Below are 21,612 nucleotides of genomic sequence, written 5' to 3'. Positions count from 1 at the left end.
GCCCCGCAGCGCTGTCTAGTGCGCGGCCTCGTTCCAGTCACGTCCTGCTCCGACCTGCACGTCGAGTGGCACGGAGAGGTCGGCTGCGCCGGCCATCTGTGTGCGGACGATCGCCTCCACCCGATCCCACTCCCCCGGTGCGATCTCCACCACGAGCTCGTCGTGGATCTGCAGCAGCGCGCGGGAAGCGAGCCCGGCCTCGCGCAGGTCAGCGTGGATCCGGTTCAGCGCGATCTTCATGATGTCGGCTGCGCTGCCCTGGATGGGGGCGTTCAGCGCTGCGCGCTCGGCGTTCTCACGCAGTACGCGGTTGGGGCTGGTCAGATCCGGGAACGGACGACGGCGGCCGAAGATCGTCTCGGTGTATCCGTCTTCCTTCGCCTGCAGCACTGAGGCGCGCAGATAGTCGCGCACGGCGCCGAAGCGGGCGAAGTACTCCATCATCAGCCTCTTCGCCTCGGACTGCTCGATGCGCAGCTGCTTCGACAGGCCGAAGGCCGAGAGGCCGTAGACCAGTCCGTACGACATCGCCTTCACCTTGGTGCGCATCGCCGATGTGACCTCTTCCGGCTCGACGCCGAAGACGCGTGCGCCCACGAAGCGGTGCAGGTCCTCGCCCGAGTTGAACGCCTCGATGAGACCTGCGTCGCCGGACAGGTGCGCCATGATGCGCATCTCGATCTGCGAGTAGTCGGCGGTCAGCAGCGTCTCGTAGCCCTCGCCCACCTCGAACGCGCTGCGGATGCGACGCGACTCCTCGGTGCGCACGGGGATGTTCTGCAGATTGGGATCCGTGCTCGACAGGCGACCGGTCTGGCTGCCGGTCTGCACGTATGTGGTGTGGATGCGGTGATCGTCGTCCACCGGCCCGTTCTTGCCGATGGCGCTGTCGAGCGACTCGATGATCTGCCGCAGCTTCGTCGCCTCGCGGTACTGCAGCAGCAGGTCGAGGAACGGGTGCGGGTTGGTCTCCTGCAGGTCTGCCAGCACCGCAGCATCCGTCGAGTATCCCGTCTTCGTCTTGCGGGTCTTCGGCAGCTGCAGGTCTTCGAACAGCACCTCCTGGAGCTGCTTCGGCGAGCCGAGGTTGAACTCGCGCCCGACCATCGCGAACGCGTCGGCGGCGAGAGCGTCGGTGCGGGTGAGCAGCTCGGCCGAGAACGTGGAGAGCACGTCGTGCGAGACGGCGACGCCGGCCAACTCCATGTCGGCCAGAACCAGCAGCGTCGGCAGTTCGATGTCGGTGAGCACGGAGGTCACGGACTCGGGCATCTGCTCGCGAATGGCCGCCGCGGTGCGCAGCGTGAACCACGCCTCCTGCGACGGCGTGGCGCCGTCGGTCTCTGGCACCAGCTGCGACGGGTCGGCTTCGGGGAGCTTCTCGTCGAGGTAGCGGCCGACGAGGTGCGCGAGGGTCTTGTCGGGGAAGCTCGGCCGCATCAGCCACCCGGCGAGCAGGGTGTCGTAGTGGAGGCCCCCCAGTCGGATGCCGGCGCGCAGCAGCGCCTTGACCTGGACCTTCGCGTCGTTGAGCACCTTCCCGGCATCGGATTCGAGCCACCCGCGCAGCGCGGCGGCGGTCTGGTCGTTCCAATCGCCCTCGCGCAGTTCGGTGTCGCCTGCGATGCCGACGCGCGAGATCACACCGGCGTTCGTCACCAGGGTGAGGCCGAGCTCGCCGTTCTGGGTCGCGAGCCAAGCCGCGATCTCAGCGCCCGTCGCCTCCACCGCAGCCGGAACCTGCACGGCCGGCTCGTCGTGCACCGGCTCGTCACCGGCGCCGACGGCCTCGAACACCCGCGGCAGCAGCGTGCGGAACTCGAGCCGGGCGAAGATGTCGCGCACGGCCTGCGCATCGATCGGCGTGACGATGAGCTCGTCAGGGCCGACCGGCAGTTCGACGTCGGTCAGCAGCCGGTTCAGCTTGCGGTTGCGGCGCACGTCGTCCATGTGCTCGCGCAGGTTGCCGCCCACGACGCCCTTGATCTCCTCGGCGCGCTCGAGAAGCTCGTCGAGGCTGCCGAACTGCGTGAGCCACTTCACCGCGGTCTTCTCGCCGACCTTCGGCACGCCAGGCAGATTGTCGCTGGTCTCTCCGACGAGCGCGGCGATATCGGGGTACTGCTCGGGGCGCACACCGTAGCGCTCCTGCACCGCGGTCGGGTCGTAGCGCTTCAGCTGCGAGACGCCCTGCACAGACGGGTACAGCAGCGTGACCTTGTCGTTGACGAGCTGGATGGTGTCGCGGTCGCCGGAGACGACGAGGACGTCGTAGCCCTTCTCAGAGCCCTGCACCGAGAGCGTCGCGAGGATGTCGTCGGCCTCGATGCCCTCTTTGGTGAGCACCGGGATCGACATGGCGGCTAGGCAGTCCTGCAGCAGCGGGATCTGTCCCTTGAACTCGGACGGCGTCTCAGACCGCGTGGCCTTGTACTCGGGGTACTCATCTGTGCGGAACGAGTGTCGCGAGGTGTCGAAGGCGATCGCCAGGTGGGTCGGCTGCTCGGCCTTGATGAGGTTCACGAGCATCGACAGGAAGCCGTAGATGGCGTTCGTGTGCTGATTGTCCTTCGTCGTGAAATTCTCCACGGGGAGGGCGAAGAAGGCCCGGTAGGCGAGCGAGTGGCCGTCGACGACCATGAGGGTAGGCTTTGCGGAGTCCGTCACATCAGCAAGCCTAACGAGCACGGCGGACACTCGCTGAGGAGGACGCGTGACGGATCAGGCCTTGACACCTGGACTGGACTGGGCCAATGCCCGTGGCAAGGGCGCCCTTGCCGAGAAGATGGGGATCGAGTTCACCGAGTTCTCGGTCGAGCGCAGCGTCGCAACGATGCCAGTCGAGGGCAACACCCAGCCGGTCGGGCTTCTGCACGGCGGAGCCTACGTGGTCATGGGCGAGTCGCTCGGATCGATGTCGGCGAATCTGCACGCGGGCCCAGGCAAGCTCGCCGTCGGGATCGACATCAATGCCACGCACACCCGATCGGCGACCTCAGGCACCGTCACCGGCGTCTGCACGCCGGTGCATCTCGGCCGCAGCCTGACCGTGCATGAGATCGTCGTCACCGACGATCAGGGCCGCCGCTGCTCGACCATCCGCATCACCAACATGATCCGCGACATGAAGGCCTGACGGCTGAAGAGACGAAGACGGCCCCGGTGCGATGCACCGGGGCCGTCTCTCAGTTCTGGGTCGCGCGGCTCACTTCTTCGGCGCGAGCTGCTCGATGATCGCCTTGGCGACGTCCTGCATCGTCAGGCGACGGTCCATCGAGGCCTTCTGGATCCAGCGGAACGCCTCGGGCTCGGAAAGGCCCATCTTCTCGTTCAGCAGGCCCTTGGCCCGATCGACGAGCTTGCGGGTCTCGAAGCGCTCGACCATGTCAGCGACCTCGGCCTCGAGCGTGATGATCTGCTCGTGGCGGGCCAGAGCGATCTCGATCGCCGGCAGCAGGTCGTTCGGCGTGAAGGGCTTCACGACGTACGCCAGGGCGCCGGCCTCGCTGGCGCGCTCGACGAGCTCCTTCTGGCTGAATGCGGTCAGCAGCACGACGGGGGCGATGTTCGCCTTGTGCAGCTTCTCGGCCGCGCTGATGCCGTCCAGCTGGGGCATCTTCACGTCCATCACGACCAGGTCGGGGCGAAGTTCGGTTGCGAGTTGCACTGCGGTCTCGCCATCGCCGGCCTCGCCGACGACATCGAAGCCGTTGTCGCGCAGAATCTCGACGATATCGAGGCGGATCAGCGACTCATCCTCGGCGACGACGACGCGTCGCGGGGCGGAGGCCGTGGGCTGCTCGGGCTGTTCTTGCTCAGTCACAGAAGAAATCCTATCGGAGGTGAGTGCCGGCGGTGGGGGTCGAACCCACACGTCCTCTCGGACAAAGCATTTTGAGTGCTCCGCGTCTGCCATTCCGCCACGCCGGCCCGGATCGACTTTAGCGCATGAGAAAGGGCGGGGCGCACAGCGAACTGTGCACTCCCCGCCCCTTCTCGGACGCTCAGACTCCGGTCTTGTAGACGGGAGCGGCTCCGCCAACGGCATCCCCGACCTTGTGGACGCGGATGTCGTTGGTCGAGCCGATGATCCCGGGAGGGGATCCAGAGATCACGACGACCTTGTCGCCTTCAGCCGCGAGCTTCGTGCGCAGCAGGTACTCGTCCACCTGGCGGTACATCGAATCGGTGTGCTGCACCGACTCCACGAGGGTGGACTGGATGCCCCAGGTGAGTGCCATGCGGCGTCGGATGCCCGGCTCAGGCGTGAACGCGAGCATGGGGATCCGCGAACGCAGCCGCGAGAGGCGGCGGGCCGAGTCACCGGACTGGGTGAACACGCACAGGAACTTCGCGTCGACGAACTCGGCGACCTCGAGCGCTGCCAGCGTGATGGCACCACCCTGCGTGCGCGGCTTGGTGTTCAGCGGCAGGATGCGCTCCAGGCCGTGCTCCTCGGTCGACTCGACGATGCGCGCCATGGTCTCGACGACCACCACGGGGTACTCCCCCACGCTCGTCTCGCCAGACAGCATCACGGCGTCCGCGCCGTCGAGGACGGCGTTGGCGACGTCCGAGGTCTCGGCGCGGGTCGGCACCGGGCTCTCGATCATCGACTCGAGCATCTGGGTGGCGACGATGACCGGCTTCGCCATGCGGCGAGCGATCTCGACCGCACGCTTCTGCACGATCGGCACCGCCTCGAGCGGAAGCTCGACTCCGAGGTCACCTCGCGCGACCATGATGCCGTCGAAGGCATCCACGATCTCCTCGAGCGCCTCGACGGCCTGCGGCTTCTCGATCTTGGCGATGACGGGGACGCGCACGCCCTCTTCGGCCATGATCTCGTGCACGCGCTCGACGTCTTCGGCATTGCGGACGAAGGACAGTGCGATGAGGTCGGCGCCGGTGCGCAGGCCCCAGCGCAGGTCGTCCTCGTCCTTCGTGCTCAGTGCAGGCACGTTGACGGCGACGCCGGGCAGATTGATGCCCTTGTTGTTGGAGACCGCACCGGCCACGATGACCTTGGTCGTCACGACGGTGCCGTCGGTCTCGACGACCTCGACTCGCACCTTGCCGTCATCGATCAGCAGGAAGTCGCCCGGCTTGACGTCCTGGGGCAGCCCCTTGAACGTCGTGCCGCAGATCTCGCGGTTGCCGATGATGTCCTCGGTGGTGATCTTGAAGATGTCACCGGCCGCGAGCTCGTAGGGGCCGTCCTCGAACTTGCCCAGGCGGATCTTCGGTCCCTGCAGATCGACCAGAACGGCCACAGCGCGACCGGCGTCGTCAGCGGCACGCCGCACGTTCGCATAGTTCGCGTCGTGGACGCCGTAGTCGCCATGGCTGAGGTTCAGCCGGGCGACATCGACGCCGGCGTCGATCAGGGCACGGACCGTCTCATAGGTCGAGGTGGCAGGTCCTAGGGTGGCGACGATCTTCGCGCGTCTCAAATCTTCTCCAGGGTCAGAAGGGAACAAAAAGAAAGTGGCGACGTTGCCGCCCTCAGCCTACGCGGGCTGAACGCTGAGTGCGACGTCTGTTGCCGCCACCGGGATCGGCAGCGAGGTCGCGCCCATCAGGTGGCGGTCGATCTCGGCTGCCGCGGCACGGCCCTCCGCGATCGCCCAGACGATCAGCGACTGGCCGCGCCCCGCGTCACCGGCGACGTACACACCGGGAAGCGAGGAAGCGTAGTCCGCGCTGCGCCGCAGCGTGCCGCGGTCGGTGATCGCCGGTTCGCTGCCGCCGCCGAACGAGTCGGCCTCAGGGCCGGTGAAGCCCATCGCGATCAGCACCAGGTCGGCCGGGATCTCACGCTCGGTCCCGCTCTTCGGCACGCGCCGTCCGCCGATGAACTCGGTCTCGGCGACGCGCACTGCGCGCACTTCGCCGGCAGCATCCGAGAGGAACTCGACGGTGGATGCCAGATAGCTGCGCTCCCCGCCCTCCTCGTGCGCGGACTGCACCTCGAACAGCGTCGGCATCGTCGGCCACGGCTGGTGCTCAGCGCGCTCCTCACCGGGCTGACGCCCGATCGCCAGGTTGGTGACGCTGAGCGCTCCCTGACGGTGAGCGGTGCCGATGCAGTCGGCGCCGGTGTCGCCGCCGCCGATCACCACGACGTGCTTGCCGCCGGCGGTGATCTGATCGCTGACGTCGTCCCCGGCGGTCGCGTGGTTGGACTCCACCAGGTACTCCATGGCGAAGTGCACGCCGGCGAGGTCGCGACCGGGGATCGCCAGGTCGCGCGGCACCGTCGAACCCGTCGCGATGAGCACGGAGTCGTAGCGTGCGCGCAACTCGTCCCACGTGATGTCGGCGCCGATCTCGACGCCGGCGCGGAAGCGCGTGCCCTCGTCCTGCATCTGCTGCAGTCGGATGTCGAGATGGGTCTTCTCCATCTTGAAGTCCGGGATGCCATAGCGCAGCAGTCCGCCGATGCGGTCGTCACGCTCGAACACGACGACGGTGTGGCCGGCGCGCGTGAGCTGCTGGGCCGCGGCGAGCCCTGCAGGGCCGGATCCGACGACCGCGACGGTCTTGCCGGTGAGGCGCTGCGGAGGCTGCGGCTGCACCCAGCCGCGCTCGAACGCCTCGTCGATGATCGAGACCTCGATCTGCTTGATCGTCACTGCGGGCTGGTTGATGCCCAGCACGCACGCGCTCTCACACGGTGCAGGGCAGAGCCGCCCTGTGAACTCCGGGAAGTTGTTCGTGGCGTGCAGACGCTCGATCGCGGAGCGGTCCTCGCCGCGCCAGGTGAGGTCGTTCCATTCCGGGATGAGGTTGCCGAGCGGGCATCCGGAGTGGCAGAACGGCACACCGCAGTCCATGCACCGGCTCGCCTGTCGCTTGAGCACGTTCCGGTCACCGGGCTCATAGACCTCTTTCCAGTCCATGATGCGCACCGGCACGGGGCGGCGGGCGGGAAGCTCCCGCTCGGTCGTCTTCAGAAAGCCTTTGGGGTCAGCCACCGGTCACCTCCAGGATCCGGTTCCAGATCACGTCGCCGTCCGGGTCGATGCCCTCGGCCTCCGCTTCCTGGCGCATGGTCTGCACTGCCGCGAAGTCGCGCGGCAGCACCTTGATGAATTCGGACTGGACGCGGTCGAAGTCGTCCAGGATGTCGGATGCCAGTGGCGAGGCCGTGTTCTCGACGTGCTCGCCGAGCAGGGCGCGCAGCACTTCCACGTCGGCGCGATCCAGCGGCTCCAGCAGGAGTTCGCCTGAGGCCAGGGCCTCGGTGTTCACGGCTGCAGGGCGCAGGCCGTGCACGTACGCGACCCCACCAGACATGCCGGCGCCGAGATTGCGTCCGGTCTCGCCGAGGATCACTGCCGTACCGCCGGTCATGTACTCGAGTGCGTGATCGCCGACGCCCTCGACGACGGCGGTCGCGCCGGAGTTGCGCACCAGGAACCTCTCCCCCACGACACCGGAGATGAACATCGTCCCGCTGGTCGCGCCATAGCCGATCACGTTGCCGGCGATCACGTTCGATTCGGGGCGGAACGCGGCGTCCCTGGCCGGGCGCACCGTGATGTCGCCGCCCGAGAGTCCCTTGCCGACGTAGTCGTTGGCGTCCCCCTCGAGGCGCAGCACGATGCCTGACGGCAGGAACGCTCCAAGGGACTGCCCTGCCGTGCCGCGCAGCGTGACGTCGATCGTGCCACGCGGCAGGCCGTCCGCGCCGTGCCGCGCGGTGAGGTGGTGGCCGAGCATCGTGCCGACAGCGCGCTCGGTGTTGCGGATCGGCAGTTCGAGAACGACGGGGTCGCCGGTCTCGAGCGCTTCCGCCGCATGCGCGATCAGCGCCACGTCGAAGTGCTTCTCCAGCTCGTGGTCCTGCGTGCGTGCGCTTCGACGGGGCTCACCGGCGGGGAACGCCGGGCCCTGCAGGATCGGCGTGAGATCCAGCCCCTCGCTCTTCCAGTGATGCAGCGCACGGTCGGTGCGCAGCAGCTCGGTGTGGCCGACGATCTCGTCCAGCGAGCGGTATCCGAGGGCCGCCAGCAGTTCGCGGACCTCTTCGGCGATGAACTCCATGAAGTTCACGACGAACTCCGGCTTGCCGTTGAAGCGCTGCCGGAGCACCGGGTTCTGCGTCGCCACGCCGACCGGGCAGGTGTCCAGGTGGCAGACGCGCATCATGATGCATCCGCTCACCACCAGCGGGGCGGTGGCGAAGCCGAACTCCTCGGCACCGAGCAGCGCGCCGATGATGACGTCGCGGCCGGTCTTGAGCTGGCCGTCGACCTGCACGACCACGCGGTCGCGCATGCCGTTGAGCATCAGCGTCTGCTGCGTCTCAGCAAGGCCCAGCTCCCACGGGGTGCCGGCGTGCTTGAGCGAGTTCAGCGGGCTCGCGCCGGTGCCGCCGTCGTGTCCCGAGACGAGCACGACGTCGCTGAGCGCCTTGGCGACGCCGGCTGCCACGGCCCCGATGCCCGACTGGCTGACGAGCTTCGTGTGGATGCGGGCCTTCGGGTTCGCGCGCTTCAGGTCGAAGATCAGCTGTTTGAGGTCTTCGATCGAGTAGATGTCATGGTGCGGAGGCGGCGAGATGAGCCCCACGCCAGGCGTGGCGTGGCGCGTGCGCGCCACCCACGGATACACCTTCTGCGGCGGAAGCTGCCCGCCCTCACCGGGCTTCGCGCCCTGGGCGAGCTTGATCTGCAGATCCTCGGCCTCGGTGAGGTACTGGCTGGTGACGCCGAAGCGTCCTGAGGCGACCTGCTTGATCGCGCTGCGCCGTTCGGGGTCGATCAGGCGGTCCGGGTCCTCGCCGCCCTCACCCGTGTTCGACTTCGCGCCCAGCCGGTTCATGGCGATCGCCAGCGTCTCGTGCGCCTCCTGCGAGATCGAGCCGTAGCTCATCGCCCCGGTCGAGAAGCGCTTGACGATGGAGCTGACCGGCTCCACCTCGTCCAGCGGCACCGGGGGGCGCTCGCCGGTGCGCAGCTCGAAGAGGCCGCGCAGCGTCTTCAGCTCGGCTGCCTGGTCGTCGACGAGCTTGGTGTACTCGCGGAAGATGTCGTAGCGGCGCGTGCGCGTGGAGTGCTGCAGCCGGAAAACGGTGTCAGGGTTGAACAGGTGCGGCGATCCGTCGCGACGCCACTGGTACTCGCCGCCCGTCCACAGCCGCTCATGGGCACGAGGCGCGGCGTCCTCTGGATACGCGAAGTCGTGGCGCGCCTGGTTCTCGGCGAACACGTCCTCGATGCCGATGCCGCCGAGCTTCGTCTCGGTGCCGGTGAAGTACGCGTCGATGAACTCCTGGCTGAGGCCGATCGCCTCGAACACCTGGGCGCCCGCGTAGGACGACACCGTCGAGATGCCCATCTTCGACATGATCTTCAGCACGCCCTTGCCGAGCGCGTAGATCAGGTTGCGCACGGCCTTCTCGGGCGCGATGTCAGTGATGTACCCGGTGCGCACCAGGTGCTCGACGCTCTCCATCGCCAGGTAAGGGTTCACCGCCGATGCGCCGTATCCGATCAGCGTCGCGACGTGGTGCACCTCGCGCACGTCACCGGCCTCGACGACCAGTCCGACCTTCATCCGGTTCTCGCGGCGGATCAGGTGGTGGTGCACGGCGGCGACCATCAGCAGCGACGGGATCGGCACAAGGTCCTTGTTCGAGTCGCGGTCCGAGAGGATGAGCAGCTCGGCGCCGCGCTCGATCGCAGCGTCCGCCTCTGCGCACATCTCGGCGAGGCGCTCCTGCATCGTGTGGGGACCAGCGTCGAAGTGGTACAGCCCGCGGATCGTGGCGCTGGTGTGCCCTGGGCGCGCCTTCTCGATGTGTCGGATCTTCGTCAGTTCGTCGTTGTCGATCACCGGGAAATCGAGGGTGACGGTGCGCGCGTGATCCGGACCCCAGCTGAGCAGGTTGCGCTCGGGGCCGAGCCCCAGTCGCAGGCTGGTCACGACCTCTTCGCGGATCGCGTCCAGCGGCGGGTTGGTGACCTGCGCGAACTGCTGCACGAAGTAGTCGAACAGCAGGCGAGGACGCTCGCTGAGCGCCGCGATCGGGGTGTCACTCCCCATGGCGCCGAGCGGCTCCGCGCCGTTCTGCCCCATCGGGGTGAGCAGGATCCGCACCTCTTCCTCGGTGTAGCCGAACGTGCGCTGGCGGCGGGTGATGGACGCAGCAGGATGCACGATGTGCTCGCGCTCAGGCAGGTCTGCCAGGCGCACTGCGCCCTCGTCGAGCCATTCCCGCCAGGGGTGCATAGTCGCGAGGTCGCGCTTGATCTCGTCATCCTCGATGATGCGCCCCTGGGCGGTGTCGACCAGGAACATGCGTCCAGGACGCAGGCGTCCGCGTCGCTTGATGCGCTCAGGGGCGAACTCCAGCACACCGGTCTCGCTGCCGATGACGACCAGGCCATCGGTGGTCTCTGTCCAGCGGCCGGGTCGCAGACCGTTGCGATCGAGGGTGGCGCCCACCTGCGTGCCGTCAGTGAAGATCAGCGCGGCCGGGCCGTCCCACGGCTCCATCTGGTTGGCGTGATACTCGTAGAACGCGCGCAGCTCCGGGTCGATCTCGGACTGCTTCTCCCACGCCTCTGGCACCATCATCATGACGGCATGCGGCAGGCTGCGCCCGGTGAGGGTCAGCAGCTCGAGGACCTCGTCGAACGACGCCGAGTCGCTGGCTCCTGGGGTGCAGATCGGCAGCAGCGGGCGGATGTCACCGAGCAGCTCGGATTCGAGCTGCGACTGACGTGCGCGCATCCAGTTGCGGTTGCCGCCGACCGTGTTGATCTCGCCGTTGTGTGCGAGCATCCGCAGCGGCTGCGCGAGGGGCCAGGACGGGAACGTGTTGGTCGAGTACCTGGAGTGCACGACGGCGAGCTCGGATGCGAAGCGCTCGTCCTGCAGATCGGGATAGAACGGCTCGAGCTGCAGCGTGGTGACCATGCCCTTGTAGCCGAGCGTGCGGCAGGAAAGGGTGACGAAGTAGGCGTCGAGCTCGTGCCCTGCGCGCTTGCGCAGACGGTAGGCGACGCGGTCCAGAGCCAGGGCGGAGTCCGCTCCTCGACCCGCGAGTGCAGGGAGGGACACGAACAGCTGCTCGAATGCCGGACGGGCCTCGTCGGCGAGCTTGCCGAGGTTCTCGTTGGCGGTGGGGACCTCACGCCAGCCGAGGACGCTGAGGCCCTCTTCAGAGGCGATGCGCTCGATGCCGGCCTTCTGCTCGCGGCGGGCGCTCGACTCCCGAGGGAGGAATGCCAGGCCTGCAGCGTATTCGCCGACCGGGGGAAGCTCGAATTCAGTGACCGAGCGGAGGAACGCGTCCGGCATCTGGGTCAGGATGCCTGCGCCATCGCCTGTGCCGGCGTCAGAGCCGATCGCACCGCGGTGTTCCAGGTTGCGCAGCGCCTCGAGCGCCAACGCGATGATGTCGTGCGAGGCTTCCCCGCGCAACGTGGCGACCATGGCCAGGCCGCAGGCATCCTTCTCGAATGCCGGGTTGTACAGCCCCTGCTTCGGGGGGTAAGCGCCGGAGGCGCCGTAGGGAGGCTGGAAGTACACCAGTCACCGTCCTCAGTTCTCAGTGAACCCGGGGACGTCGTCGGCCCGCTCGTTCAGTGCGATTTCTCGCTTGGTGAGGAGACTCCGACGGAGAATCCTCGCTGACGGGAGCGCTGCTTGTGGCGGTCGCTCCTAGTCGACGTCTGCTGTCGTCGGAGGCTCGCTCACGTCGACGAAGTCGGTGGGATTGTTCTGCGAGTCTACAACGGCCGCGGCCGGCTCCCGTCCGGTCATGTACGGCGACGGCTCGACGCCGGTGTGACGGCGGGTCTGCACGACGAAGATCACGAGTCCGACGATGACGCCGATGATCGCCGCCCAGACGTTGCTGCGCAGGCCGAGGATGATCTCGCTCGGATCGATCCGGATCGACTCCCAGACGATACGTCCTGCGCTGTACCAGATGAGATACAGCGCGAACAGCTTGCCCCACTGCAGGCGCAGCTTGGAGCCCGCCCAGAGCAGCACGATCACGCCGAGGCCGTTCCACAGCACCTCGTACAGGAACGTGGGGTGGAACAGGGTGCCCTCGGCGAGCCCAGGGGGGAATGCGGGATTGGTCGATTCGATCTCGAGGCCCCACGGCAGGTCGGTGGGCAGACCGAACAGCTCGTGGTTGAACCAGTTGCCGAAACGTCCCATGGCCTGTGCCAGCAGCAGGCCAGGCGCGAGGGCGTCGGCGAACGTCCAGAATCGGATGCCCGTCCACTTGCAGCCGAGCCAGGCGCCGACGGCGCCGCCGATCAGGGCACCGAAGATGGCGATGCCACCCTCCCAGATCGCCCACACCGAGCCCGGCTCGAACGGGTTCCAGGTGTTCTTTCCCGGTCCGAAGTAGAAGTCGGGGTGGGTGAGCACGTGGAAGATGCGCGCGCCGATGATGCCGAGCGGCACGGCGATGATCGCGATGTCGATCACGACCCACTTCTCTGCGCCCCGCTTGGTGAGGCGGTAGTTGGTGAGCAGCACGGCGGCGATGATGCCTGCGATGATGCACAGCGCGTAGAAGTGGATGGTCAGCGGTCCGAGCGGGAAGGAGCTGACGGGCGGGCTGGGAATGCTCGCGGGCACGGTCGAGAGGGCGCTGAGAGTCGCGAAGGGCATGAGAACGATCCTAGTATCGCGTCGTCGGCGTGCCGACGGCGAGTGCTCTGGTGGTTTCGGCGAGGGCGTCGAGTCCGCCGTCACGCAGCGCCTTGACGAGCGCCGTGCCGACGATGGCACCGTCGGCGTATTCGATGACGCCCTCGATCTGCTCGGCACTGGAGATGCCGATGCCGACGCAGGCGAGCGTCTCGCCACGCCGGCGCATGCGCTCGACGAGGGTACGAGCAGCCCGATCGAGAGCGGCACGCTCTCCGGTGATGCCCATCGTCGAGACGGTGTAGACGAATCCGGTGGACGAGGAGATGACGAGGTCGAGACGCTCGTCGCTGGAGGTGGGGGCTGCGAGGAAGATCCGGTCAAGGCCGGTGCGCTCACTCGCGGCGATCCACTCCCCTGCCGCCTCGGGGGTGATGTCAGGGGTGATGAGCCCAGCGCCGCCTGCGGCGAGCAGGTCGTCCGCATAGCGGTCGACGCCGTACTGCATGACCGGGTTCCAGTAGGTCATCACGACGACCGGCACGTCGGTCTCTGCGGTGATGCGCTGCACGGCGGTGAACAGGTCGCGCATGCGGAAGCCGTTCGCGAGCGCGTGCTGTGTCGCCTCCTGGATGACCGCGCCGTCCATGACGGGATCCGAGTACGGCGGGCCGAGTTCGATGATGTCGACCCCGTTGCGCGCAAGGGTCAGCGCCGCCTGGATGCTGGTCTCCAGATCCGGATATCCCACCGGCAGGTAGCCGATGAAGGCACCGCGGCCTGCCTCGTGCGCCTTGCGGATCGCGTCTTCGACACGGCTCACTGCGCGCCGTCCTCTCCGTCGTAGAGCTGGAAGTAGCGTGCGGCGGTGTCCATGTCCTTGTCGCCACGACCTGACAGGCAGATGGCGATGAGTCCCTCGGGTCCGAGCTCGCGCCCCAGGCGCAGAGCACCGGCCAGCGCATGCGCGGATTCGATGGCGGGGATGATGCCCTCGGTGCGGGTCAGCAGGCGCAGGGCCTGCATGGCCTCGTCGTCGGTGGCAGGGATGTACTCGGCGCGACCGATGTCGCTCAGCCACGCGTGCTCGGGCCCGACGCCTGGATAGTCCAGTCCCGCTGAGATGGAGTGCGACTCGATGGTCTGGCCGTCCTCGTCCTGCAGCACGTAGGTCTTGGCGCCGTGCAGCACGCCGGGGCGGCCGCGTTCGATGGATGCCGCGTGCCGTGGTGTGTCGACGCCGTCGCCTGCGGCCTCCACGCCGTAGAGCTTCACGCTCTCATCGTCGAGGAAGGCGTCGAACATGCCGATGGCGTTCGATCCGCCGCCGACGCACGCGACGACAGCATCGGGCAGACGTCCGGCCTCATCGAGCAGCTGCGCGCGCGCTTCTTCGCCGATGATCTTCTGGAAGTCCCGCACCATGGCGGGGAACGGGTGCGGACCCGCTGCGGTGCCGAAGATGTAGTTCGTGGTCTCGACGGTGGCGACCCAGTCGCGGTACGCGTCGTTGATGGCATCCTTCAGCGTGCGCGACCCCGTCTTGACAGCCACGACCGTCGCGCCGAGAAGGCGCATGCGGGCGACGTTCAGAGCCTGACGCTCGGTGTCGACCTCACCCATGTAGATCGTGCAGTCCAGGCCGAACAGTGCGGCCGCGGTCGCAGTGGCGACGCCGTGCTGGCCCGCACCGGTCTCGGCGATCACGCGCGTCTTGCCGAGGCGCTTGGTGAGCAGCGCCTGTCCGAGCACATTGTTGATCTTGTGCGATCCGGTGTGGTTGAGGTCCTCGCGCTTGAGGAACACCCGCGCTCCCCCGGCGTGCTCGGCGAACCGAGGCACCTCGGTGATCGGCGATGGCCGACCGGCGTACGAGTGCAGGAGTGTCGCGAGCTCAGAGCGGAACTCGGGATCGACGATGGCGTCTTCGTACGCCACCGTCAGTTCGTCGATCGCCGCGATCAGCGACTCCGGCATGTAGCGGCCGCCGAAGTCACCGAAGAACGGACCGTGCTGGTCGCGCAGACTCACGACTCGCCTCCTTGTGTGATCGGCATGTCGCCGGCGTCCAGGAAGCTCCGCAGCGTGGCGACGGCGTCACCCGTGACCAGCGCTTCGCCGATCAGCACGACGTCGGCGCCGGCCTCGCGGTAGCGGGTGACGTCCTCTGGCGCGAGCACCGCCGACTCGGCGATCTTGATCGCTGTGTCGGGGATGCGGTCGGCCAGCCGGGCGAAAAGGTCTCGATCGAGTTCGAGGGTGTGCAGGTTGCGGGCGTTGACGCCGATGAGGTCTGCGCCGAGGTCGATGGCGACCTCGAGTTCCTCAGCGGAGTGCGTCTCGACCAGCGGAGTCATCCCCAGCTCGAGGATGAGCGTGTGCAGTTCGGTGAGCGTCTTCTGAGTCAGTCCCGCGACGATGAGCAGCACGAGGTCGGCGCCGGTGGCGCGGGCCTCGAACACCTGGTACGGCGTCGCGATGAAGTCCTTGCGCAGCACCGGGAGCGCCACGCGCGACGTCACGGCCTCGAGGTCGGCAAGACTGCCGCCGAATCGGCGTTCCTCCGTGAGGACGCTGATCGCAGAGGCTCCGCCCTGCTCGTACAGGGACGCCTGCAGTGCGGGGTCGGGGATCGCGGCCAAGGCGCCACGCGAAGGGCTGGCGCGTTTGACCTCGGCGATGATCTTGACGTGATCGGCCGGGGCGAGGGCTGCCAGGGCATTCCTCGCGGCAGGCCGTTCAGCCGCTTCGCGCTCCACGACGGAGAGCGGGCGTGTCAGCGCCCGCTTCTCGGCGTCCTGCACCGCGCCGGCCGTCAGGTCGGCGAGCACCATCAGTGTGCCTTCGGCGCGTACTTCGGGCCCTTCACACCCCAGCCCGCCTTCGCCATCGCCCAGCCGACGATCAGTCCTGCGAGCACTACGACTGCGGAGACGACGACCGCCACCGGCATGTCGAGGACGAAGAAGACGGTTCCGGCGGCGAAGCCGACCAGCATGATCACAACGGCCGTCCAGGCAGCAGGCGAGTGTCCGTGTCCGGGATCGGCGATCGGGTTGGTCATGTTCTCCTCCGGGAGGTTAGGCGAATGCGTTCAGTCTATCGGGCAGTGTCGGTCGGATCGGTGCCATGAGACAGCTCGTCCCAGGAATCGACGGCGTCGAGCGGCCCGGATTCGTGATGCTCTGCTTCTGACGCCGACCGGTATCGGCGCCCGCCGCTCTTCCAGCGGTGTGCTGTGACGAGTACGAAGACGGATGCCAGCAGCAGAAGCACCCAGGCGGCGACCGCCACCGATGGCCACGCAGTCGGGACCAGCCCCGCCACGATGGTGTGCAGCGCATCATCGCCGGCGAGCCCTGTGACCTCGGTCACGTCGGCGGCGACGACGACGAGTGGCGGATCCACCGCAAGGGGAATCGTGCTCACCAGCAGCACGACAGCGCCGGCGGCGCCGAGGGTGCCGAAGACGTAGCGCAGCACGCGTCCTGCGATCGACAGGGCTGCACCGAGCGCGAGCACGGCCAGCGAGAGCGGAGCCAGCAGCGCGACAGCATCCGCCCCGGCGACGAGCAGATCCTCACCGCCGTCCGCGCGACGCACGGTGATCCAGGTCTGGGTCGACGAGATGATGCCGATGGCGCCGGCGAGCAGGAAGCCCAGGACGGCGAGCATGCGCGCGCGGCGGATCATTCGACTGGCTCCTCGATCGGCGTGAAGGCGAGTTCTCTGCCGTCGAAGCAGGTCCGCGTTCCGGTGTGGCATGCCGGTCCGTGCTGGTCGACCGCGAGCAGGATGGTGTCGCCGTCGCAGTCGACGGCGACGCTGTGCACCCGCTGGGTGTTGCCGGACGTGTCGCCCTTGCGCCAGTACTCCTGGCGCGAGCGGGACCAGTACACCGCGCGTCCGCCGGTCAGCGTGCGGCGCAGCGCTTCAGCATCCATCCACGCCAGCATGAGCACTTCCCGCGTGTCGTGCTGCTGCACGATCACGGGGGCGAGGCCGGCGTCGTTCCAGACCACGCGAGCGATGTCCGCGTCCAGCGAGCCCATCACCGCACCACCACTCCCGCTTCGCGGAGGGCGTCCTTGACGTCTCCGACGGTCAGCTGGCCGCTGTGGAAGACACTCGCCGCGAGCACAGCGTCCGCTCCTGCCTCGATCGCGGGGGCGAAGTCCGCGGTCTTCCCTGCGCCGCCGGAGGCGATGACCGGAACAGACGAGACCTCGCGCATCAGCCGCACGAGCTCGAGGTCGAAGCCGTCCTTCGTGCCGTCGGCGTCGATCGAGTTCACCAGCAGCTCGCCGGCGCCGCGCTCGATGGCCTCTCGGGCCCACTCGAGTGCATCCAGCGTGGTCTCAGTGCGTCCACCGTGTGTGGTGACCGCGAACCCCGACGGCGTGGTCGCCGCACGCTTGACGTCGAGCGACAGCACGAGCACCTGTGCGCCGAACCGGTCGGCGATCTCGCCGATTAGATCCGGACGCGCGATCGCGGCGGAGTTCACACCCACTTTGTCGGCACCGACCGAGAGCAGGCGGGCGACGTCCTCGACCTCTCGCACTCCCCCGCCGACGGTGAGCGGTACGAACACCTGCTCGGCGGTGCGCTGCACGACGTCGTAGGTCGTCGCGCGGGCATCCACCGTCGCTGTGACGTCGAGGAAGGTGATCTCGTCCGCGCCCTGCGCCGCATAGTGCGAGGCCAGCTCGACCGGATCGCCCATGTCGCGCAGGTTCTGGAAGTTGACGCCCTTGACGACGCGGCCTGCGGCCACGTCGAGGCACGGGATGACGCGTGCTGCGAGTGTCATCAGAGCCTCGCAGCGTGGATCGCGGTGACCAGGATCGCCCTGGCGCCCAGTGCGTACAGGTCGTCCATCACCTGGTTCATGCCCTTTCGCGGGATCATCACCCGCACGGCCACCCATTCCGGATCGCGCAGCGGCGAGATGGTGGGCGATTCGCGACCGCCTGCGATGGCGACGGCCTGGTCGACGAGGTTCGCGGGCAGGTCGTAGTCGAGCAGCACGAACTGGCGGGCGACCATCACGCCGCGAAGGCGCCGTAGCAGGCGGTCGGTGCCTGGGGCGTCACCGGGGCGGCTGATCAGCACCGCCTCGGATTCGATGATCACCGGACCGAAGATCTCGAGCCCGGCTTGGCGAAGTGTGGTGCCGGTCTCGACGACGTCGGCGATCACGTCGGCCACGCCGAGCTGCACGGCCGATTCGACGGCGCCATCCAGCGAGACGAGCTCCGCCTCGACACCGTGCTTGCGCAGGAAGTCGTCGACGAGGCCGGGGTAGGCGGATGCCACGCGAGCGCCGGCGAGGTCGGCGACCGTGCGATAGCGGCCGGGAGGGGCGGCGAAGCGGAACGTCGAGCGGGCGAAGCCCAGCTGCTCGATCTCGCGGGCATCGTCCTGACGCACGTCGATCAGCAGGTCACGGCCGGTGATGCCGACATCGAGGGCACCGGAGGCCACGTACGTCGCGATGTCGCGGGGACGGAGGTAGAAGAACTCGACGTCGCTGTCGGCGTCGATCACGTGCAGGGTCTTGGGGTCGCGGCGGCCGACGTAGCCGGCCTCCGCGAGCATGTCGGCGGCGGTCTCGGAGAGCGAGCCCTTGTTCGGAACGGCAATGCGGAGCATGGGTGTCTTTCGGATCGAACGGTCTGTGGGCACGGGCTCACAGATGTCGGTAGACGTCCTCCAGGCTCAGCCCCTTGGCGAGCATCATCACCTGCAGGTGGTAGAGCAGCTGCGAGATCTCCTCGGCGGCGTTCTCGTTCGACTCGTACTCGGCGGCCATCCACACCTCGGCGGCCTCTTCGACGATCTTCTTGCCGATGGCATGCACGCCGCGGTCCAGCTGTGCGACGGTACCCGATCCCTCGGGGCGCGCGAGCGCCGTGGCGCTGAGCTCGGCGAACAGCTCGTCGAAAGTCTTCACGCTTCCAGGCTAGCCGCTCGTGCGCGGTCCCGAAGACCTGTGACGGCCGCCGCGATGTCATCGGCGCCGTAGACGGCGGAGCCTGCGACGAAGGTGTCGGCGCCGGCCTCGGCCGCCTGCGCGATGGTGGCGTCCGAGATCCCGCCGTCGACCTGCAGCCACACGTCGGACCCACGGCGGCGGGCCTCGTCGCGCAGCGCCCGCAGCTTGGGCATGGTCTCTGGCATGAATCCCTGGCCGCCGAAGCCGGGCTCTACGGTCATGACCAGAATCTGGTCGAACTCGTCGAGGATCTCGTAGAGCGGCTGCTGCGGCGTGCCCGGCTTGATCGCGACGCCGGCGCGGGCGCCGATCGACCTCAGCCGCCGAGCGAGCGCCACCGGGTCGGCCGCGGCCTCGAGGTGGAAGGTCACACTCGCGGCACCTAGCTCGGCGTAGCCGGGGGCCCACCGGTCGGGGTCGGTGATCATCAGATGCACGTCGAGCGGGATCGGGCTGGTTGCCTGGATGCGCTCGACCATCTGCGGTCCGAAGGTGAGGTTCGGGACGAAATGGTTGTCCATCACGTCGACATGGGCGAAGTCAGCCGATGCGATGCGGGCGAGGTCGGCCTGCATGTTCACGAAATCGGCGGCGAGGATGCTGGGGTTGATGCGCGGAGCGGCGGGGGTCGGGTTCGTCATGTCATTGGTCTCCTTCTCGCTGTTCTGGCTCGTCTGGCTGGTCCGTCCTCCGCTGCAGCAGCGCGAGGAACATCGCGTCGGTACCGTGCCGGTGCGGCCACAGCTGGGCGCTGAGCGCGCCCGGCTCATCTGTGCCGCGTGCCGCGAGGTCGATCGGCGCTTCGGCGACCTCCGCCATCACGGCCCGCGCGTCGAGTTCGATCACATCGCCGCGTCGTCGCAGCACCTCTGAGACGACACCGGTGGTCTCGGCCAGGTGCGGCGAGCAGGTCGCGTAGGCCACGATCCCGCCAGGGGCAAGAGCATCGATCGCAGCATCCAGCAGCTGGGTCTGCAGCGTGACGAGCTCTGGCACGTCAGACGGCGACTTGCGCCAGCGCGCCTCCGGCCGGCGGCGCAGCGCGCCGAGACCTGTGCAGGGTGCGTCGACCAGGATGCGGTCGAAGGAGGATGGATGCTGAGCCGCGAGCTCCCTGCCGTCCTGCTCGTGCACTGGCACGTCGATGGGCAGGGGCTTCACGGCCCCTCTGACCAGCCCGGCTCGAGTCGAGACGACCTCGTTGGCCTCCAGCTGCGCGCCGGATTCGAGTGCGAGCGCGGCGAGTATCGCGGTCTTGCCGCCAGGGCCGGCGCAGAGGTCCAGCCAGCGCTCCCCCGCTCGCACCGGAGCGGCGGCGGCCACAGCGAGGGCGACCAGCTGCGAGCCCTCATCCTGCACGCGGATCGTGCCTGACGCATGCGCAATCGCCTCGCGAGGGTCGCCACCAGGTGAGGCGAATGCGGTCCGGGCGTATGGGCGGCGCGGCTCTCCTGGCTCCGCCAGCCCCGGCAGCGCCGCGAGCGTCACCTCCGGGGAGACGTTGTCGGCGTGCAGCAGGTCTTCGAGCTCATCGACTCGCCCCTCGGCATCCAGCGAACGCCGCAGGGCGCGGATCACCCAGACCGGGTGCGCGGTCCGCAGCGCGAGGCGCTCGTCGTCGGATCGCGCCATGCTCTCGATGCGCTGCTGCCAGGTGTGCGCGTCATCGCGTCCGATCCGTCGCAGCACCGCGTTCGCGAAGCCGGATGCACCGCGTCCCACTTCTGCGGCGACGAGATTCACCGATTCGTTGACGGCCGCGTGCGCCGCGACGCGCGTGGCGAGCAGCTGATGCGCGCCGAGACGCAGTGCATCGAGCACCGGAGGGTCGATCTCGTCGACAGGACGCCCTGCGGCCTCGGCGATGATCGCGTCGTAGGTGCCGCGGCGACGCAGAGTGCCGTAGGCGAGTTCGGTCGCCAGCGCTGCGTCTGCCGTGTTGAGTCCAGCCTCGCCGATCAGCTTCGGCAGCAGCAGGTTGGCGTAGGCGTCGTCGTCGGAGACCGCGCGGATCACGTCGTAGGCGACCCACCGGGCCGGCTGGATGCTCGTGCTGCTCATGATCCTGCCTTCATTCCGTCACTGTCGCGCAGTCCGCGCCACCAGTCCGCGGCGTTCATCGCCCCCTTGCCGGCCGGCTGCACGCGCGTGACGGCCAGGGGCGTGGTGGCGGTGCCGATCAGGACGCCGTTCTTGGTGCCGAGCAGCTCACCGGGGGCGAGATCGGGAGCGTCGGATGCCATCGGGGCCGCGCTCAGGATCTTCAGCCGTGCGCCGTCGACCGTGGTGTGCGCCCCGGGCTCAGGGGTGACGCCGCGGAACCGCGCGTACAGTGCCTCGACGGGCTGGGTCCAGTCCATCAGCCCGTCCTCGAGCGCGAGTTTGGGAGCCAGGCTCACTTCACCCGTCTGCGCGCTGGCCACAGCAGTGCCGGCGGCGATCGCGGCCACCACGTCTGAGGTCAGCGCCGCGCCGTCGAGCGCGAGGATCTCGAGGGCGGCATCTGCCGTGGCATCCGACGGCATCGCGACGGTGCGCATCGCGAACACGTCGCCGGCGTCGAGGGCAGGCACGAGCTGGAACACGCTCACGCCGAGTTCCGCATCACCGGCGATCAAGGCGCGCTGCACGGGTGCGGCGCCACGCCACTGCGGCAGCAGCGAGAAGTGCAGGTTGATCCAGCCGTGCGCAGGCGCAGACAGCAGCGGCTCACGCACGATGCCGCCGTACGCGACGATCACGCCGAGGTCGGCGAGCAGGGCGGAGATGCGCTCAGTGGCTTCGGTGTCGAGCCGAGCGGCCTTGATCACCGGCAATCCGAGCTCTTCGGCCGCGGCGGCGACAGGGGACGGGGTGAGCACGCGCTTGCGGCCCAGGGGCGCGTCGGGTCGGGTGACCACGGCGGCGATCTCGTGCTGGGCGGCGAGGGCGCGGAGCGTCGGGACCGCGGCAGCGGGTGTGCCGGCGAAGACGAGGCGCATGAAGGT

At 68.3% G+C, this 21,612-nt stretch carries 19 protein-coding genes and 1 tRNA gene; 1 reads left to right on the top strand and 19 read right to left on the bottom strand.

Translation table 11 applies throughout. The features are described from left to right. Nucleotides 1–15 precede the first annotated feature (15 nt). Nucleotides 16–2,667 (bottom strand): DNA polymerase I, encoded by a 2,652-nt coding sequence (polA, locus tag MNR00_RS08715; protein WP_241925551.1) that lies wholly within the window; start codon nucleotides 2,665–2,667, stop codon nucleotides 16–18. A 118-nt stretch (nucleotides 2,668–2,785) separates the two neighbouring features. Here polA and MNR00_RS08710 point away from each other — a divergent pair, with 118 nt between their 5' ends. Then, a complete protein-coding gene (locus tag MNR00_RS08710; RefSeq protein WP_241928802.1) occupies nucleotides 2,786–3,136 on the top strand; it encodes a hotdog fold thioesterase in 351 nt (116 codons plus the stop codon). Nucleotides 3,137–3,205: 69 nt separating this feature from the next. On the opposite strand, the gene MNR00_RS08705 is transcribed toward MNR00_RS08710, so the two are convergent. From MNR00_RS08705 to fmt, 18 genes are all read right to left on the bottom strand, one after another. Beyond that, a complete protein-coding gene (locus MNR00_RS08705) occupies nucleotides 3,206–3,823 on the bottom strand; it encodes a response regulator (RefSeq protein ID WP_071644465.1) in 618 nt (205 codons plus the stop codon). A gap of 24 nt (nucleotides 3,824–3,847) precedes the next feature. Then, nucleotides 3,848–3,930, bottom strand: a tRNA-Leu gene (locus MNR00_RS08700). 74 nt (nucleotides 3,931–4,004) lie between these two features. Further along, on the bottom strand, nucleotides 4,005–5,453 hold the full coding sequence (gene pyk / locus MNR00_RS08695) for a pyruvate kinase (protein ID WP_241925550.1): 1,449 nt from the start codon (nucleotides 5,451–5,453) through the stop codon (nucleotides 4,005–4,007). 57 nt (nucleotides 5,454–5,510) lie between these two features. Then, nucleotides 5,511–6,977 carry a glutamate synthase subunit beta gene (locus tag MNR00_RS08690; RefSeq protein ID WP_241925549.1) on the bottom strand — a complete coding sequence of 489 codons (1,467 nt, stop codon included), beginning with the start codon at nucleotides 6,975–6,977 and terminating at the stop codon, nucleotides 5,511–5,513. Continuing rightward, a complete protein-coding gene (gltB, locus tag MNR00_RS08685) occupies nucleotides 6,970–11,544 on the bottom strand; it encodes a glutamate synthase large subunit (protein WP_241928739.1) in 4,575 nt (1,524 codons plus the stop codon). Before gltB ends, MNR00_RS08690 begins: the two co-directional genes overlap by 8 nt. A 132-nt stretch (nucleotides 11,545–11,676) precedes the next feature. Then, nucleotides 11,677–12,648: a prolipoprotein diacylglyceryl transferase gene (gene lgt, locus MNR00_RS08680; protein WP_241928738.1), complete on the bottom strand. Its 972-nt coding sequence runs from the start codon at nucleotides 12,646–12,648 to the stop codon at nucleotides 11,677–11,679. A 10-nt stretch (nucleotides 12,649–12,658) separates the two neighbouring features. Then, nucleotides 12,659–13,450: a tryptophan synthase subunit alpha gene (gene trpA, locus MNR00_RS08675; RefSeq protein WP_241928737.1), complete on the bottom strand. Its 792-nt coding sequence runs from the start codon at nucleotides 13,448–13,450 to the stop codon at nucleotides 12,659–12,661. Next, nucleotides 13,447–14,658 carry a tryptophan synthase subunit beta gene (trpB, locus tag MNR00_RS08670; protein WP_241928736.1) on the bottom strand — a complete coding sequence of 404 codons (1,212 nt, stop codon included), beginning with the start codon at nucleotides 14,656–14,658 and terminating at the stop codon, nucleotides 13,447–13,449. Before trpB ends, trpA begins: the two co-directional genes overlap by 4 nt. Next, nucleotides 14,655–15,458 carry an indole-3-glycerol phosphate synthase TrpC gene (gene trpC / locus MNR00_RS08665; protein WP_241928801.1) on the bottom strand — a complete coding sequence of 268 codons (804 nt, stop codon included), beginning with the start codon at nucleotides 15,456–15,458 and terminating at the stop codon, nucleotides 14,655–14,657. The genes trpB and trpC overlap by 4 nt, the downstream gene beginning before the upstream one ends. A gap of 2 nt (nucleotides 15,459–15,460) precedes the next feature. Continuing rightward, nucleotides 15,461–15,691 (bottom strand): HGxxPAAW family protein, encoded by a 231-nt coding sequence (locus MNR00_RS08660; RefSeq protein ID WP_241928735.1) that lies wholly within the window; start codon nucleotides 15,689–15,691, stop codon nucleotides 15,461–15,463. 35 nt (nucleotides 15,692–15,726) lie between these two features. Further along, nucleotides 15,727–16,320, bottom strand: a complete 594-nt coding sequence (locus tag MNR00_RS08655) for a Trp biosynthesis-associated membrane protein (RefSeq protein WP_241928734.1) — start codon at nucleotides 16,318–16,320, stop codon at nucleotides 15,727–15,729. Beyond that, nucleotides 16,317–16,679, bottom strand: coding sequence for a phosphoribosyl-AMP cyclohydrolase (gene hisI / locus MNR00_RS08650; protein WP_241928733.1), 363 nt, complete (start codon nucleotides 16,677–16,679; stop codon nucleotides 16,317–16,319). The genes MNR00_RS08655 and hisI overlap by 4 nt, the downstream gene beginning before the upstream one ends. Beyond that, the gene (gene hisF / locus MNR00_RS08645; RefSeq protein WP_241928732.1) at nucleotides 16,679–17,440 is read right to left on the bottom strand and encodes an imidazole glycerol phosphate synthase subunit HisF; all 762 of its coding nucleotides are present in this window, start codon (nucleotides 17,438–17,440) and stop codon (nucleotides 16,679–16,681) included. Before hisF ends, hisI begins: the two co-directional genes overlap by 1 nt. Continuing rightward, nucleotides 17,440–18,282 (bottom strand): ATP phosphoribosyltransferase, encoded by an 843-nt coding sequence (hisG, locus tag MNR00_RS08640; protein ID WP_241928731.1) that lies wholly within the window; start codon nucleotides 18,280–18,282, stop codon nucleotides 17,440–17,442. The genes hisF and hisG overlap by 1 nt, the downstream gene beginning before the upstream one ends. A gap of 37 nt (nucleotides 18,283–18,319) precedes the next feature. After that, nucleotides 18,320–18,583 carry a phosphoribosyl-ATP diphosphatase gene (locus tag MNR00_RS08635; RefSeq protein ID WP_241928730.1) on the bottom strand — a complete coding sequence of 88 codons (264 nt, stop codon included), beginning with the start codon at nucleotides 18,581–18,583 and terminating at the stop codon, nucleotides 18,320–18,322. Beyond that, nucleotides 18,580–19,266: a ribulose-phosphate 3-epimerase gene (rpe, locus tag MNR00_RS08630; RefSeq protein ID WP_241928729.1), complete on the bottom strand. Its 687-nt coding sequence runs from the start codon at nucleotides 19,264–19,266 to the stop codon at nucleotides 18,580–18,582. Before rpe ends, MNR00_RS08635 begins: the two co-directional genes overlap by 4 nt. Nucleotide 19,267: 1 nt before the next feature. Continuing rightward, entirely contained in the window at nucleotides 19,268–20,686 is a 1,419-nt protein-coding gene (locus tag MNR00_RS08625; protein WP_241928728.1) for a transcription antitermination factor NusB, read from the bottom strand. Then, nucleotides 20,683–21,606, bottom strand: a complete 924-nt coding sequence (fmt, locus tag MNR00_RS08620) for a methionyl-tRNA formyltransferase (RefSeq protein WP_241928727.1) — start codon at nucleotides 21,604–21,606, stop codon at nucleotides 20,683–20,685. Before fmt ends, MNR00_RS08625 begins: the two co-directional genes overlap by 4 nt. Between the last annotated feature and the right edge of the window lie 6 nt (nucleotides 21,607–21,612).

The organism is Microbacterium sp. H1-D42, from assembly GCF_022637555.1.
Classification (GTDB): domain Bacteria; phylum Actinomycetota; class Actinomycetes; order Actinomycetales; family Microbacteriaceae; genus Microbacterium.
The sequence above is the reverse complement of the archived record's forward strand: the minus strand, read 5'-3'. Positions and strand labels throughout refer to the sequence as shown.